The 15,865-nt window shown below is 35.9% G+C and carries 15 protein-coding genes; 1 reads left to right on the top strand and 14 read right to left on the bottom strand.

The features are described 5' to 3' along the window. Position 1 precedes the first annotated feature (1 nt). The 8 genes from P700755_RS12640 to P700755_RS12605 all read right to left on the bottom strand — a co-directional run bounded on the left by P700755_RS12640 (position 2) and on the right by P700755_RS12605 (position 8,840). Positions 2-448 carry a FixH family protein gene (locus P700755_RS12640; RefSeq protein WP_015025047.1) on the bottom strand — a complete coding sequence of 149 codons (447 nt, stop codon included), beginning with the start codon at positions 446-448 and terminating at the stop codon, positions 2-4. Positions 449-760: 312 nt separating this feature from the next. Beyond that, positions 761-2,182, bottom strand: a complete 1,422-nt coding sequence (ccoG, locus tag P700755_RS12635; RefSeq protein WP_015025045.1) for a cytochrome c oxidase accessory protein CcoG — start codon at positions 2,180-2,182, stop codon at positions 761-763. Between the two features lie 79 nt (positions 2,183-2,261). Then, the gene (locus P700755_RS12630; RefSeq protein ID WP_015025044.1) at positions 2,262-2,558 is read right to left on the bottom strand and encodes a cupin domain-containing protein; all 297 of its coding nucleotides are present in this window, start codon (positions 2,556-2,558) and stop codon (positions 2,262-2,264) included. Positions 2,559-2,576: 18 nt separating this feature from the next. Then, positions 2,577-3,521, bottom strand: a complete 945-nt coding sequence (locus P700755_RS12625) for a cbb3-type cytochrome c oxidase N-terminal domain-containing protein (protein ID WP_015025043.1) — start codon at positions 3,519-3,521, stop codon at positions 2,577-2,579. Next, positions 3,518-3,706, bottom strand: a complete 189-nt coding sequence (locus tag P700755_RS12620; protein ID WP_015025042.1) for a CcoQ/FixQ family Cbb3-type cytochrome c oxidase assembly chaperone — start codon at positions 3,704-3,706, stop codon at positions 3,518-3,520. Before P700755_RS12620 ends, P700755_RS12625 begins: the two co-directional genes overlap by 4 nt. Before the next feature lie 2 nt (positions 3,707-3,708). Continuing rightward, positions 3,709-5,913: a cytochrome-c oxidase, cbb3-type subunit I gene (gene ccoN, locus P700755_RS12615; RefSeq protein WP_015025041.1), complete on the bottom strand. Its 2,205-nt coding sequence runs from the start codon at positions 5,911-5,913 to the stop codon at positions 3,709-3,711. 65 nt (positions 5,914-5,978) lie between these two features. Next, positions 5,979-6,218 carry a cbb3-type cytochrome oxidase assembly protein CcoS gene (gene ccoS, locus P700755_RS12610; protein ID WP_015025040.1) on the bottom strand — a complete coding sequence of 80 codons (240 nt, stop codon included), beginning with the start codon at positions 6,216-6,218 and terminating at the stop codon, positions 5,979-5,981. Between the two features lie 189 nt (positions 6,219-6,407). Next, on the bottom strand, positions 6,408-8,840 hold the full coding sequence (locus P700755_RS12605; RefSeq protein WP_015025039.1) for a heavy metal translocating P-type ATPase: 2,433 nt from the start codon (positions 8,838-8,840) through the stop codon (positions 6,408-6,410). A gap of 167 nt (positions 8,841-9,007) precedes the next feature. Here P700755_RS12605 and P700755_RS12600 point away from each other — a divergent pair, with 167 nt between their 5' ends. Further along, on the top strand, positions 9,008-9,199 hold the full coding sequence (locus P700755_RS12600) for a hypothetical protein (RefSeq protein ID WP_245535938.1): 192 nt from the start codon (positions 9,008-9,010) through the stop codon (positions 9,197-9,199). A 588-nt stretch (positions 9,200-9,787) separates the two neighbouring features. On the opposite strand, the gene P700755_RS12590 is transcribed toward P700755_RS12600, so the two are convergent. From P700755_RS12590 to P700755_RS21335, 6 genes are all read right to left on the bottom strand, one after another. After that, positions 9,788-10,423: a hypothetical protein gene (locus P700755_RS12590; RefSeq protein WP_015025038.1), complete on the bottom strand. Its 636-nt coding sequence runs from the start codon at positions 10,421-10,423 to the stop codon at positions 9,788-9,790. 138 nt (positions 10,424-10,561) lie between these two features. Next, positions 10,562-11,824, bottom strand: coding sequence for a group II intron reverse transcriptase/maturase (ltrA, locus tag P700755_RS12585; RefSeq protein WP_015025037.1), 1,263 nt, complete (start codon positions 11,822-11,824; stop codon positions 10,562-10,564). 754 nt (positions 11,825-12,578) lie between these two features. Beyond that, positions 12,579-13,520, bottom strand: a complete 942-nt coding sequence (locus P700755_RS18815) for a GIY-YIG nuclease family protein (protein ID WP_015025036.1) — start codon at positions 13,518-13,520, stop codon at positions 12,579-12,581. Positions 13,521-13,799: 279 nt separating this feature from the next. After that, complete coding sequence (locus P700755_RS12575; RefSeq protein ID WP_083858537.1) at positions 13,800-14,915, bottom strand: ISAs1-like element ISPto5 family transposase; 1,116 nt, start codon at positions 14,913-14,915, stop codon at positions 13,800-13,802. Positions 14,916-15,409: 494 nt separating this feature from the next. Then, on the bottom strand, positions 15,410-15,634 hold the full coding sequence (locus P700755_RS12570; protein WP_015025035.1) for a hypothetical protein: 225 nt from the start codon (positions 15,632-15,634) through the stop codon (positions 15,410-15,412). 5 nt (positions 15,635-15,639) lie between these two features. After that, the gene (locus tag P700755_RS21335) at positions 15,640-15,837 is read right to left on the bottom strand and encodes a PLD nuclease N-terminal domain-containing protein (RefSeq protein WP_425357621.1); all 198 of its coding nucleotides are present in this window, start codon (positions 15,835-15,837) and stop codon (positions 15,640-15,642) included. Between the last annotated feature and the right edge of the window lie 28 nt (positions 15,838-15,865).

Raw genomic sequence — 15,865 nt, 5'->3', positions numbered from 1 at the left:
CCTAATACGTTATCTCCTTTTTAAAACGAAATTTTTTTCCTTCATACTCCCAATCTATTGTAATATTCCATCGGCCTTTTAGCAAGAATTCATCAGGAATAAGAAAATTGGAATCTGTAAGGTCTAGTGGAAGTTCAAAATCCAGTTTTTTACTGGATGTTCTATAAAGGAACACCATTCCTTCTATGTTCTTAGGATCATAACTTTCTGGGAACTCAAGCACATAGCCCTTCGTATTTTTCTGTCCTATAATCTGCTCTTCCATGGCCATAGAATTCTGTCGCGCATAGATATCGTCCTGCAACTCCATTTCTTTTTGGTAATACCCATCGGTGACCAAATCATGCTCAAGATTATGATCGGTCGTCATTTTATACACCAAAATGAGAATAAAGCCTATAAAAATCACCATTCCAATGACTAGTCCTGTTCCCCAATTTATTTTCATAATTCCTATTTTTTGGTATTTTGCTTTTCAGCATCGAGTTTTGAGCTCATCAGTTTTGCCTTACATAAAGGATTCTTTCCTGATTGACCATTTTTGCAACCTTGGCAGCAATCCTTCTTAATATTTTCCTTCATCCTGATTTAATTTATATTGATTTAATCTATATTTATTTTTACTGTTTTGGGCGTGTCCTTTTTTCGCAAAAGCATCAAAAAGGTCGGGCTATACGTTGCAAGTCCTCGCTCTCCAGAAAGCCTTCAGGCGAGCTGTGGGCTTTCCTCTACTATCCCTCACGCATTTTATAACTCCGAATTACTTATAAGTCCGCGGTCCTAAAAATGCTGTTCGCGTCGTTTCAATCTGTTCATCTCCACTAAATACTGCTATAACAACTTTATCCTTATCACCACTCAGTGAACCCGCATTCAATTCAACAAAAAGCGTCCCTTCTGCCATACCACCTGCAGGAATTGTAAAGGTGTCTCGGCTTACTATTTCAACGCTTCCCTTATGGGACACCAGTTCAAAGCGTACATCTTCAATGTCCGTATTCGTTTTATTAATGAGTTTATAGGTGTACACATTGCTTATAAGGTTATCTGCCTTATACTCATAGAGCTGTCCAGGTAGTCTAAAGATATCCGCTTCTACATCGTTCCGTAAAAAAAGCATCCCTACCAGCACCGAAACCAATATCCCCAAGACCACGGTATACCCTTTTAAACGCGGAGTGAATTCAAATTTTGTTTTCTTTTCTATATTCTCTTCACTAGCATAGCGAATTAGACCTTTAGGGAGATCCACCGCTTTCATTATAATATTACAAGCATCTATACAGGCTGTACAGTTAACGCATTCCAGTTGAGTACCGTTGCGTATATCTATTCCAGTAGGACATACATCTACACATTGATGGCAATCTATACAGTCCCCTTTTCCCGAAGTTTCGCGATCTTCGTTTTTCTTAAATTTGGCGCGTCCCTCCTCCTTTTCTCCGCGTTTATGATCATAGGCAACAACAATAGATTTATCATCGAGTAAGGCGCCCTGCAACCTTCCGTAAGGACAAACGATAATACACACCTGTTCTCTAAACCAAGCAAATACAAAATAAAACACTCCTGTAAAGATCACTAGCGAAATCAAAGTACTTAAATGTTCCATAGGGCCATCTGTGATGTATCTTAGTAAGCGATCACTCCCTATGAGATAGGCCAAGAAAACATTGGCAATTAAAAAGGAAATCACAAAAAAGACAAACCATTTCAAAGAACGCTTACGGATTTTCTCTTTATTCCAAGGCATTTTTGCGAGACGCTTCTGCTTTCCTCGGTCTCCATCTATCCAATATTCAATCCTACGGAATACCATTTCCATAAAAATAGTTTGTGGACAGATCCAACCGCAGAAGAGTCTTCCAAAGGCGACGGTAAAGAGGATGACGAAAACGACACCAGTGAGCATCATGATTACAAAAATGTAAAAATCCTGAGGCCAGAAAGGGAATCCAAAAATATTGAACCGCCGTTCTAAAACATTAAATAACAAAAATTGATGCCCACCAATTTTAATAAAGGGTGCAGCAAATAAGAAAGTTAAAAGCACATAACTCACATATTTTCGATATTCGTACCATTTACCAACAGGTTTTTTTGGAAAAATCCAGGCTCTATCTCCTTCTTCATTTAGCGTTCCAATGGTATCCCTAAAATTATCCTTGCCTTGTTCTGCCATTATTTTATGTTTTGCCGATATAGATCAGTATTTAAATTTTGAGCTTTTGGAGCTTTTGATTCTTTATCCTTAAGATGGTCTATCCCTCAGTTAAAAAAAGTAGAACTAGTGCATCCTCCCACGCCTCAAGACTATATCTTAGATTCATAGGAATATCATAACTTTCAAAACAAGCATAACGCCTACTCTCTGTTTCAGTGTTAAAATTAATTTCACCTTGTACAACCATTAATTTAGTTTTAGAAGGAGCTAAGTGTTCTGCAGATTCCACCCCACGTCCTAAACCTATAGCGATGATGGTCATATCTCTTCCTTTGTAAATAGTTTTGATGACAGGCTGATCACTTACTTTTAACTTTTCTGCTATTTCTTTCATATTTAGGCTTCAGTATTACTATTCTTTAATTATATCTTCAGTCACAGGCTGATCTTTTATCATCGCCTCTACGTCTTCTACAGACGCCATCGGGTCTACCCAAATTTCACCTTGTGGTTCTTTTGGATCTGCAGGATTGGTGCCATGCAGGCTTAAGACATAGCTCGCTACCTGTGCCATTTCAGCGGGCTTCAATTCAGCCTTCCAAGACACCATGCCTTTACCAGCACGACCCCCTTCAGAAATTACCTTAAATACATTTTTAATTCCTCCACCTAATATCCAATGGTCATCGGTAAGGTTTGGACCTATCCCACCACCACCATCTACCTTGTGGCAGGCGACGCAATTGCCTGCAAAAATACCCTCGCCAGCATCTATATCGCTAGCCTCAGTAAGTCGTACGACTGTATTTATATCAACGAGATCCTTTGCTGTCCTTTTATACTCTTCGATTTCAATTTTCGCTTCGGCTAAAGCAATTTGATATTCTTCAATTTGATCGGTACCGTCAAAAACATGATAACGAACCATATAAACTATAGCAAAAATGATGGTCGCATAAAATCCGTAAACCCACCATGGTGGTAATTTGTTATTCAGTTCGCGAATACCATCATAGTTATGATCCAAAACAATCTCACCCTCTTCTTCTACAGGTTTAATTCCCACTAGGTTTTTGTAAGTGGTCTTAATCCAACTGAACTGGTTTTCTTTGGCCAGAGCGAGGTCCTCATCGTATTTTGCCTGCTTTTCAGGTTCTAAACTTCTATACAATATGCTGCTTAGTGCTGCAATACAGACTTCACCAGCAATGTAAATAAGCATGAGTATTCCGTACGCTCCCCACAACCAAGGCTTCTCTATAAATATAGAGGCCTCGCCTGTTGTCCCAATATAATTCAGGAATAAAAACCCAAAAATTGCAAAGCCTGATAGTCTTAAAAATGCTGCGGTCTTCATAAGATGTCATCTTTTGGGTTATTCTCTAATGGGATATTACTCACTTCTTGAATATGCTCCTTTTTGGTAGTGAATACCCACCAGAAAAGAGCAACAAAGAAAACGAAGAATATGACTAAGGAAATGATAGGGTAGATCTCTACCCCATCTATATTTTCCAAATTGCCTTTTATATATTTCAACATAATTATTGGTTTTTGGTTAATGTGACTTCATCCGGAGACTTAATTTTAAGATCCGTTCCCAACCGTTGCAGGTAAGCGATAAGAGCGACAACTTCACGGTTACGCATTTCTACAAAATCTTCTCCATTTTCTGCGGCATATTTTTTATCTGCTTCATACGTTTTTACAAAATCGGGATCTGCATATAGATTTTTCTCAATTTGCGCGCCTTGTTCTGCCATCCATTCTTGAGCACGCTCTACCTCATCCAAACTATAAGGAACTCCAAGTGTCATCATGGCTTCCATTTTGTCCTCCGTCTGACTTTTATCAAGTTTGCTATTGATGAGCCATTTATAGGATGGCATTATAGAACCCGAAGAGGTGCTTTGCGGATCGTAGAAGTGATTTAAGTGCCAGTTGTCACTGTATTTTCCACCAACACGAAACAGATCTGGTCCCGTTCGCTTACTTCCCCATAGGAAAGGATGGTCGTAGACATATTCTCCAGATCTCGAATAATCTCCATAGCGTTCTACCTCACTTCGGAAGGGACGTATCATCTGCGAATGGCAAGACACACACCCTTCTCGTATATAAAGATCTCGACCTTCAAGTTCTAAGGGGGTATACGGTTTTACAGTAGATATAATGGGAACATAATCGTCTACAATTAGTGAGGGTATAATTTGCACCATACCTCCTATTAAAATAGCGATAGTCGCAAAAATGGTGAGTTTCACTGGTCGTCTTTCCAACCAAGTGTGGTAACCTTCTTTAGCAGTCCGCTTTCTAGTCACTCTTTGTAGTGATTCAGCTTCCGCTAATTCGTCGGTAACCTCGCCTCCTTGTCTCACGGTTCTCACAACATTATAAAGCATGACAAAGGCTCCTAGAATATAGAGAGTTCCCCCTATGGCCCGCATCCAATACATAGGAACGATTTCGTTGAGTGTTTCCAAAAAGTTACCATACATAAGGGTTCCATCTGGGTTGAATTGCTTCCACATAGACGCTTGTACAAATCCTGCAACATACATGGGTAAGGCGTACATAATAATACCTAAGGTCCCCACCCAAAAGTGAACATTGGCTAGTTTGATAGACCATAATGACGTTTTGAAAAGTCTAGGTACCAGCCAATAAATCATACCAAAAGTTAAGAATCCATTCCAGCCTAAGGCGCCCACGTGAACGTGTGCAATAATCCAGTCGCTATAATGAGCAATGGCGTTTACATTTTTAAGCGAAAGCAAAGGGCCTTCAAAGGTTGCCATACCATAACAAGTAATAGCCACTACCATAAATTTAAGAACTGGATCAGTACGCACTTTATCCCAAGCTCCCCGTAAGGTTAAAAGTCCATTTATCATACCACCCCAAGACGGAGCAATAAGCATGATGGAAAAAGCTACACCCAGATTTTGTGCCCAATCTGGTAATGCAGAATATAACAAGTGGTGAGGTCCTGCCCAGATGTAAATAAAAATCAACGACCAAAAGTGAACAATAGAAAGTTTGTAAGAATATACAGGTCTATTTGCCGCTTTAGGGACAAAATAATACATCAAGCCAAGGAAAGGGGTAGTAAGGAAGAATGCAACCGCATTATGTCCATACCACCATTGTACCAAAGCATCTTGAACTCCCGCATAGACCGAGTAGCTTTTTAAAATACTAATAGGCAATTCTACACTGTTTATAATATGAAGAACAGCCACAGTAACGAAAGTTGCTAAGTAGAACCAAATTGCTACATAGAGATGGCGCTGTCTTCTTTTTAAAATGGTCCCTATTAGGTTGGCGCCAAACGCTACCCAGATAATTGCAATGGCAATATCAAAAGGCCATTCTAGCTCTGCATATTCTTTAGAAGTGGTGTAGCCTAATGGTAAAGTGATTGCTGCACCAACTATAATGGCTTGCCATCCCCAATAGTTAAGGTTGCTCAACCAATCTTTCCACATACGTGCTTTTAACAACCGCTGTGAGGAATAATAAACCCCAGCAAAGATGGCATTACCTACAAAAGCAAAGATGACGGCATTGGTGTGAAGTGGACGTAACCGCCCAAAACTCAACCATGAAATTCCGTCTGTTACGTTTGGAAATAAAAACATAAAGGCCAGCAATAGTCCAACGGTCATTCCTACAATACCCCAAAATATGGTGGCATTTACGAACTTCTTCACGATCTTATTATCGTAGTAAAATTGTTCTGTTTGCATATTCTATGAGTTAATGTATTAAGTTGATTTTAAAATTTGAGTGTTGGTTTTGATATATAAATACCTCAGCATTTTCCTCTTATTGAAAGAAGTAGTTTCAGATTTGCTTGAGTCTTTTTTTGATTTTCTCCATTTAGCTTTCCTTTTTGGTCTTTAGTCTTTACCAATTCATTATCAAAAAGCATCCGTACTGAAGGAGTATAGGTGTCATCGTACTGCCCCTTTTTTACAGAATACACAAAAGCGATAAAAAAAATGATAGCGACTAAAACACTCACGCTAATCAGTAAATAAATGATGCTCATACCTAGTTTAATTATGTTGTAAAAATATCATGATGATTATCCTTAAAAGATGACTTTTGTCAGTTGTTGATAAATAGTTAAAAAAAATAACATTTATCAGTATCTTATAACTGTCCAAATTGATTCTCGTGGATAGTTTTGACTCAAAATTGACTTTTCAACACCTTTATTATTTCTCTTCTTTTAAATTCAAAAATTGAATCTCCTACCTAATAAAAAAGTGCTAAGTGTTGTGAAAATGACAATACTGATGGAGCTTAATGGCATCAAGATAGCCGCTACCACAGGAGATAAATTACCCGTAAGTGCAAAGCCGAGGCCTATGAGATTGTAAAATAAAGAAAAGATAAAGGCGTATTTAATGACGCGTACAGATGCTTTTGAAAGCGACATAAAGGCGGTTAATTCCTTTAATTTAGTGGCATCAATAATCCCATCGCAAGCTGGAGAAAATACATTCACATTTTCAGAAACAGCTATACCGATATTACTTTGAGCCAAGGCTCCGGCATCATTAAGACCATCACCTATCATCATTACTTTTTTTCCTTGTTGTTGAAGAGCTTCTATGAAATTTAATTTGTCATCGGGTTTTTGATTGAACTTCAATTGCGCCGATTTTGGTAAGATACTTTTGAGATAGTTTTTTTCACCATCATTATCACCGGAGAGTATAACTAGCTCTACTGTGTTGCTCATTTCAGAAAATAAGGCTTCCATACCTTCCCTATAATTATTATAGAAGACGTAAGTGCCTTTGTATTCATCATTAGTACTTACGTGTACTTGTGTATTTGTAGCATTTTCTTCTTGCTCCCCAGAGCTTACAAAAGCGAAGCTACCAGCCTTTACACTAGTACTACCGTAAACTCCGACAACCCCCTTTCCTGTTACTTCGCTAAAATTATCTAACGTACAAATACCCTGACTTTGAAGCATTTCATACAATGCCCTGCTTAAAGGGTGGTTGGACGCCCTTAAAGTACTCGTAAGAACTTGTTGCTCATTTTCGGTGAGTGTTACTCCTTTATAAACGATGAGATTCTTCTGGTGTGAAGTCAGTGTTCCTGTTTTGTCAAAAACCACCGTGTCAATTTGAGCCATTTGCTCGATAAGACTACTGTCTTTGAGGTACAGCTGTTGTTTACCAAAAATACGCAACATGTTGCCTAGCGTAAAAGGAGCCGCTAAAGCAATGGCACAAGGACAGGCTACGATTAAAACCGCAGTGAACACATTGAAGGCTTTTGAAGGATCTAAAATGATCCAAATGATCCCAGCAACAAAAGCTATGCTTAAAATACTAATGGTAAAGCGACGGCTAATCTGGTCGGTTAGGTTTTCGAAAGTGGTGGCTTTGGTCTTACTAAACACTTTATTATTCCAAAGTTGAGTAAGATAGCTTTGCTCAACAGCTTTAGTCACCTCTATTTCTATGATTCCAGCTTTTTGCTTCCCTCCTGCATAGATTTTATCACCTGATTTTTTAGCAACTGGAGCCGCTTCACCAGTAACAAAACTATAATCGATTAATGCATTTCCCTTCATCAAAATTCCGTCTGTAGGAATAAGCTCGTTATTTCGAATCAAGATACGATCCCCGGGTTTGACCTCGTAAACAGGAGTTTGAAGTTCATTTTGTTTTGTTTTGGTAGGTTGACTTTGGCTATCACAATTGTCTTCAGCAACAGCTGTCTTGCTTTTAATAAGCTGGGTGACTGCAATGGGAAAATAAGACTTGTAGTCTCGCTCAAAAGATAAAAAAGCATACGTTTTTTGCTGAAAAAACTTTCCTAGCAGTAAAAAAAATACCAAACCTACCATACTATCGAAAAAGCCTGTCCCCCAATCCATAATTATTTCTAAGGTAGAGCGAAGGAATAATACCAGAATTCCAATAGCAATAGGGACGTCTATATTTAAGATCCCAGCACGCAGGCCTTTATAGGCTGATATAAAATAATCTCTCGCAGAATAGAACACCACCGGTAATGCAAAAGCAAACATCAGCCAACGAAATAAAAATTTAAACTCGTCTAGCCAGAACTCACTCACTTCAAAATATTCTGGAAATGACAAAAACATAATATTACCAAAAGCAAACCCTGCAACACCGAGTTTATAGATAAGAGATCGGTCTATGTTTTTTTCTTTTTTATTGAAATCTTCCAAAGAGATATTGGGTTCATAGCCAATTCTACATAGTAAAAGAACTAATTCCTTCAAGCTGATCTCTGAAGAATCATAAGAAATACATATAGATTTTTGAGGAAAATTGACTAAGCCACTTTTAACGGCGGGGTGGAGTTTATCTAAGTTTTCGAGCACCCAAATGCAAGAGCTACAATGAATGTTTGGGATTACAAATGAAACAACTTGTGTCTCTTGCTCGTCGAACTCCAATAACTGATCTATAATATTTTGATTATCCAGATAATCAAAACGGTCTTCAAAATCTAGAGGAGTTTTACCTGGAGTAGCCTGGAGATCGTAGTAATAGGTAAGATCATTCTCGTTGAGAATGTCAAACACAGTTTTGCAACCATTGCAACAGAAATATTTCTCTTGATGTACAATTGCTGGATCAGGGCAAGCATCGCCACAGTGATAACAAGTTTCCATAATTCACTCTATTCCTCTTGCAAAAATGCCATGAAATGCATCCTTAAAAGATGATTTTTATCAGTTGACAATTATCTTTTTTAGGAATAGATTAATATACTACTGAAAAGAAATAGTTATATTGAATTAAAAAAATTATGAAGATTACTGGTATAAAATGCTTAGGTATGAGCACATTCCTCTTATTAACTGTGGTTATTTTTGCAATGATGAACTTGTCTTTTGGATGGATTTTTTATGCAACCTGTCTAGGGCAGATAGCTCTAATTTATAGTGTCTACAGAGTTCTGAAAGATGATTACACTTCAGAGAAAACCTTTAGTGACCTTTATGAAGGTAGTCCTGATTTAGGAGAGTAATACCCTTATGCTTTATAACTATATTTAGACTATAAGGAGGGAGCATCAAAATTCACACTGCGTAAATTGTATCATCAAACAGATTAATAGTTTTAAAGTTCTTAAAAAAAGGAGTTGAAACAAATGTCTGATCATCCTCTTTCAAGTTGGCAAATTGTAAATTAAAATTTCCAGTTGCATTACAGTCCCGCTTGTCGGGATCGACAGTACTACAAATGAGTCTGCCACTGTTTACAACTTCTCCCGATATCTATCAGGATTATCTCTCGATTGTTTCGATTGTATATTTCCCTTTGACTTGTAGCGAATCCTAATGCTGTAGCCTTAAACAAGTCTATCATCCAAAAAAATTCCTCCTTCAGATAACCAACTGAATAAAAAGGGATGTAAAACACTCTAAAAACAATCTTCTCCTCTTGTAAGGTTATTGCTAACTCATCGTAATCCCCCTTATCTAAAAATATCGGATCAGTCAACAAATCATATAGCGGACTCCAGTGAGTCTTACTGTCGTGCCTTTGAAGGCAGGCCTGTTAAAGTGTTGGTCTATCGTCAAACCATATGTTTAGTTATTAGGATACATTTTTTTTAATCCCACCAATCAAATTTTGTATTCGCATTTACTCTTAAACATTCAAAATTCCCATATTCTATGAGGTCTAAACACATTCTGATATTTCCAACTATTAAGCAGTATGGGCAGTCATAATCTGGAAGAATAATTTCTATATTGTTTGTTTTTATATGTTTCGAAAATTCAATTTCTCTAAATGCATCAAATATATTTTTTTGAATTTTCATCTTTTTATTTTCAGCGTCTGGAAACCTTAAGTTAGAAACAGTTTCAATATTTTCCACACCCATATTTCTCAAAAATTTTAAAAAGGGAATAAGTATTACTTCAGGTATTTTGTCAGCTGCGTAATCAGGTAAGTCAATTTTCTTAAAATCACAGAATTCGACTAATTCATTTTGGAATTGTTTATCTAATTCAAGAATGCCTTTTACAAGTCTTTTGGTTGAGTTGAATCCAATTTCATTAGATATTGAGTTCCAAGTTTCAGTTCTTAATAGCTTGAATGTATTGTCGATATTACTTTCCCAAGAATAGTGGTCAGCAAATATTTGATGGTAAAAAGGAAATAAACAAATGAATATATTCTTATCCTCTGAGAAGTGATTTGCAATCGGTTTTTTATAATCAAATATTATTTCGAAGTTCATTTTATTAATTGCTTATAACGTCTAGGCATCGAGTAGACAAGGGGAATTTCACCCCAAGCCTCTCACAGAACACTTCGACAGGCTCAGTGCACCACCGTGCTTGAAAGTCTCCCCTCACACGGCTCTTGTTGTACAAATCTAAGCGATAATGTTTATCTGAGAAAAGTTCCAATGGTAAAACAAAGTAGGAAATTGCTTTCTTACCGTTGCCAACCATTTGTACCCTTTCCTAATACTGGTTTTATATCGTTCATACCTCTTCCTTGCCCACCAAACTAATCGTTTACTTAGTAATCGAAAGACTTTTGTAAGTTCATACATCTTAAATTTACCATAGTAACGCACCCATCCCCTAATCATTGGATTAAGGTATTGTGCCACTCCTACAATGCTTTTAAACGTAAGTTTATTTACCTTGAGTTCTTCGAGCTTGTCTGCGATTCGTTTTCTTGAACTAATACTTATAGCACAATCATAACCTAAAAATAGCTTTCTCTTTTTCTTAGAATAAGCTGTTCTTGGTTGAAAAGAGTATCCCAAAAAATCAAATCTGACCATTGGGTGATTTTCTTTTCTTCTGTAATCTCGGCAATAGACAATTTTTGTCTTTTGTGGATGTAATTCTAATCCTACCGATTCCATTCTTTGATGTACTAATTGCAGTATTTGTTCCGCATGAGCTTTTGTATTACAGTGTAATATCACATCATCGGCATAACGAGTGAAAACTACATTTTTGTCTACCTTTTCCAACCATGTATCAAAAGCGTAATGCAGAAAAAGATTTGCCAGTAAGGGACTGATTACTCCGCCTTGTGGCGTTCCTTTTCCTTTCCTTTGGGTCAGCTTTCCAGACTTTGTAACAACGGGTGCTTCCAGCCATCGTGTGATGTAGAGTTTAACCCAATTTTCAGGTACATGTTTCTCTACTGCAAGCATCAGTTTGTTATGGTCTATATTGTCAAAGAAACCTTTGATGTCTAAGTCAATTACCCAATTTTGTTTCCAACAATTTAATCTAACTTTTGATAATGCCTGATGGGCACTTCTTTTTGGTCGATAGCCGTAAGAATTTGGACTGAATACTAACTCTAATCTTGGTTCAAAAAACATTTTAACCACCATTTGCCCTACTCTGTCACTAATAGTGGGTATACCCAATTTACGGATTGTACCGTCTTTCTTCGATATCTCTACTTCTTTGACAGGTGGGGGGAAATAACTCCCTGATACCATCCGATTCCAAAGTTTGTAAAGGTGTTTCCTGCGGTTGGCATCAAATTCTTGCATACCAATAGCATCTATTCCCGCACTTCCTTTGTTGGAACGCACTTTTTGATAAGCCTCCCAAACCATTAGGCGACTTATCGGTATTGATTTTGTTTCATTCCATAAATTCATCCTCACATTTTGTAAGTTGATTCGTAAAATGCAACTGTACAACTTAACCCCTTTGCTCCAGTTTCATTACAAAACCTTCTTCACTACTACGGATTAATCTGCCTCTGCTTATAACTTCGGTATTCTATCTCTCGATTGTTTCGATTGTATATTTCCCTTTGACTTGTAGCGAATCCTAATGCGGTAGCCTTACACAAGTCTATCATTCATAAGCAGTTTCCCAAGTTCCGTAAATAAGCCTGAATAAAGTTCTTGCCATCTGAATGACGCCAGTCTTACAGAAAATAAATAGGTTATCTCTGTAATTAATAGTATCAATACTATTACTTTTCACTCCGTATCATACTTCGTAGCTTTTGACTGGAGGTTCCTACTTCTCGACACCTCTTCAATGGTTCACTTTAGTTCAACTCCTTTATTCGCACCTGCTAATCTCTAGGACTAGATTCTCCTAAACGCTCAATACCAAGACTATTAATCAAAGCACCTTTAAGTAGTTTAAAGCCATCGCCTATACAACGACTCTGATGGATCTACCATCATCTTATCTACAGCATGCAGCCAGTTTAATGCCATGGCTGATTCTTGGCACACTATGGTTAGTACGGGAATTAACAAGCGATTAATTTCCGATTAAGCACTTAGCCAAAACTTTTTATTTTGTTTTATCTTTTTCATTTTTAACGCCAAATCAAAAAGATTTGGTGGACTTGGTTTAAAGCTCTAAACTTTGGGCTAAGCAACAAAACCCGTATTAATTATAGCCATTGTTGTAGCCAATTATTTCTCCATTATGTTTATTAATAATACTCTCAACTTCAATTAACTTAAGGTCAAACCACTCGCGTTTTATATTTTTGTTTTGATAAATTCTATGTATTTCTTTTTCTAATTTTATATAGTTTGAAGTCTCAATGTATCCAATTAATTTTAAGTCATAAGGTAAGGATGTCTGCAACTGACTAATTCTTTGTTTTATGTTCCTAGCTCGCCCAATTTTTATTGGACCTTCTTCATTCTGAGGTTTTAAAAAATAGATATATCCTTTCGTATTAGGAACCCGAAACTCTTTAAGACGTTCTTTCTTTTTACTAATATCATATTCCATTTTCGCCAATTTTAAACATAACAATGGACTAATATTTCCTGATTTTCTCTTTGAATCTTTAAATGAATTGATTTCCCAATTCCCAGTTTGATTGAACGAAATATAAGATTCAAGCTCTTTATAGGTTTTAAAAAATCCTAATTCGTTATCTCGCAAAATGTCATAAGCCAAGTCTCCAATCAAATCATCTCGTTCTTCTTGCTTTTTTATCCAAAAGAAAAAGGGTAAATTTTTATCTGTCTTTTTTTTAAAAGATTTGAAATTTCCAATCTTCAACAGCTCCTTTGTAATCTTAAGTGTTTTTAAATCTGGCTTTAATCCATTTTCCCAGTTACAAGACTCCAAAAGGCTCAATGCTTTATTTGCACTCAATTCTTGGGTTAAATGCCCTTTATATACACTATCAAACATCTTAAACCTTATGAAGTTGTTTTCTAGATTACTTTTCAAATCTATTTTAATTATACAACTATCTTTTTGTTCAAGATACAATTTGTAGTAATCTGAACTTTCCCCAACCAAATATACTGCCTCAATAAATTCAATTGGTAGAGAATATATAATTGCGTCTATAATTTTCATTTTCATTCAAATTTGAAGTCTATCTAAAGTGTTCTTCTAATTGGCTACAAAATACGGATAACACAACAAGTTGTGTTATCCGTATTTTATTCATGATATAAATTTAGTGATTTTTATATTGTATTTAAAAAACTTAAAAGTCTTAACATTAAAAACAGGCTTTAATAAACGGTGAAGTCTCAGAGCTAATTAATCTACCTCTCAAATCACAACACTAGAGTATACTCTATTATAAATATTTAAAGAATACCCTAATTACACTTATAGATATGCAGGGCAAACGCATTAAACTTTCATTAGATTCAGCACTTTTATCAGATAGTGATTGTCCCATCCCGCTTGAAGTCTTCTGCTCTTCACCCCTGTTTTTAATGATTTTTCATTTTTCAATAAATTTAATGCAATTTTATTGAGTATGGAGAAATTTTGAGTGGAGTTACCTGTTCTTTTTCTAGAAGCATCTTCTGAAAAAGCAACATCTAAAGTCCAGTGTAACTTATTTTCTATAGACCAATGAGAACGAATGGCTTTTTGAAAATCTTGGGAGCTAGCCTTTATACTTGAAATATAATATCGTATTGCGTGTTGTGCAGGCTTTTGTGAGTTTTTAAACTCACGTTTGCTTTCTATTTTTATAACACTTGTTAGGTTTTCCCAGTTATTGTTTTTTAAAATAAACTTAAAGTTGCTTATTACACTGCACGTCCTGGTTTCTATTCTGCCATGGTCTAATTCTTGGCTAAGGTTTGATTCCATAGTTTTTCCAAATCTAAATTCATCTTCAATATGCTCTAGTAACTGAGGTTGATTCTCTTTTACAGCCAAGATATAGTCTGCATTTTTTTTAACGATGGCCTTAGCTATTTTAGTTTGACATCCCATAGCATCAATAGTTACAATAGTATTTTCTATGGATAAGACTTTTAATAATTTTGGAATGGCAGTGATCTCATTTGACTTGTGGGAAACTTTCACTTGTCCTAAAACCAAATTATTGTCATTTGCCCAAGCACTAACCATGTGTACTGGGGATTTTTTACCGCCAGCTTTAGCACCTCTAATTGTTTTACCATCTATAGCAATGATTTCTCTGGGCTGTAGTTGTGCAAGAGCACTAACCCATTGTATAAAGCATTTTTCAAATTGATTACTGTCAATATTAGAAAAAACGCGATTAAATGTGTCGTGCGAGGGGATACCATTAGGCAAATCAAGGAAGCTACGAAGAAATTCTTCTTTTGAGTTGGCGTAGTTTTCCATTTCATTCCATGAATCTGCTCCACAAATCACTGAAATAATCCCGATGAGAAGGATGCTTTCTAAATCGTAAAGTTGCTTGTGAGAACGTCTAAAGTCGGGTATTTGACCAAATATGGTCTTTAGCTTTTGGGTAGTTTTCAAAATGTATAAAGTATTGGTTATCAATATAATATACAATATTTTAAACTAAAAAACAACAAATAATATGATGAATTTTAAGTGATTAACACTCATTTTTACCCAATTAACTTAAACTTTTTTTAATGCGTTCGCCCTGTATAGATATGTTGATTTCTAGCTATAAATAGGCAATCAAAATCTCATAATTTATTATTTATGTTCAGTTTTAAGGCTTGCAGAGATCTTTATGAAAGAATAGTAGCCAAAGGAAAATGATAAAAAACAGCAGATTCTATCACAAAAAAAACAATCACCCTAAAAATTCCTCCTTCAGATAACCAACTGAATAAAAAGGGATGTAAAGCACTCTAAAAACAATCTTCTCCTCTTGTAAGGTTATTGCTAACTCATCGTATTCCCCCTTATCTAAAAATACTGGATCAGTCAACAAGATATATAGCTTTGGCCTATCGCCAAGCCATATACTTAGTTATTGGGCACAGTTTTTTATACCGTTAAATCATATTAGAAATTTGAATCAACATTGAAATTCCGTAGATGATTGATATTATAACTAATCCTTTTCTTATTGTTTTTCCGTGTTTATTTGTCCACTTCTGATAGTCGGTTTTTTTTGATTCAGATATTTTCCATTTTCCATTTGCATATTTAAATCCGAAAAATATTATTATAGTAAAAACGACAATTCCAATAATAGAAGTCAGAATGTTTGGTTTCATATTTTTTATTCAGTTCTAGTGAAATTCGGCTGGAATTTTCTTTTCTCTTTGGTAATCAATTTTTTTCTTAAAATTAAAAAAAGAATTGAGCCTAAAGCAGGGAAAAACAAAACAACTAATAGACAAACAGTATTCATAATTGGATTTTTAAACCTTGACCTTGTGATGTCAATTATAGCCCAAAACCATAATGCTATTGTCATAAAAATTAGCCCAATAATTAGATTTCTA

The sequence above is a fragment of the Psychroflexus torquis ATCC 700755 genome (assembly GCF_000153485.2).
Lineage (GTDB): Bacteria > Bacteroidota > Bacteroidia > Flavobacteriales > Flavobacteriaceae > Psychroflexus > Psychroflexus torquis.
The sequence above is the reverse complement of the archived record's forward strand: the minus strand, read 5'-3'. Positions and strand labels throughout refer to the sequence as shown.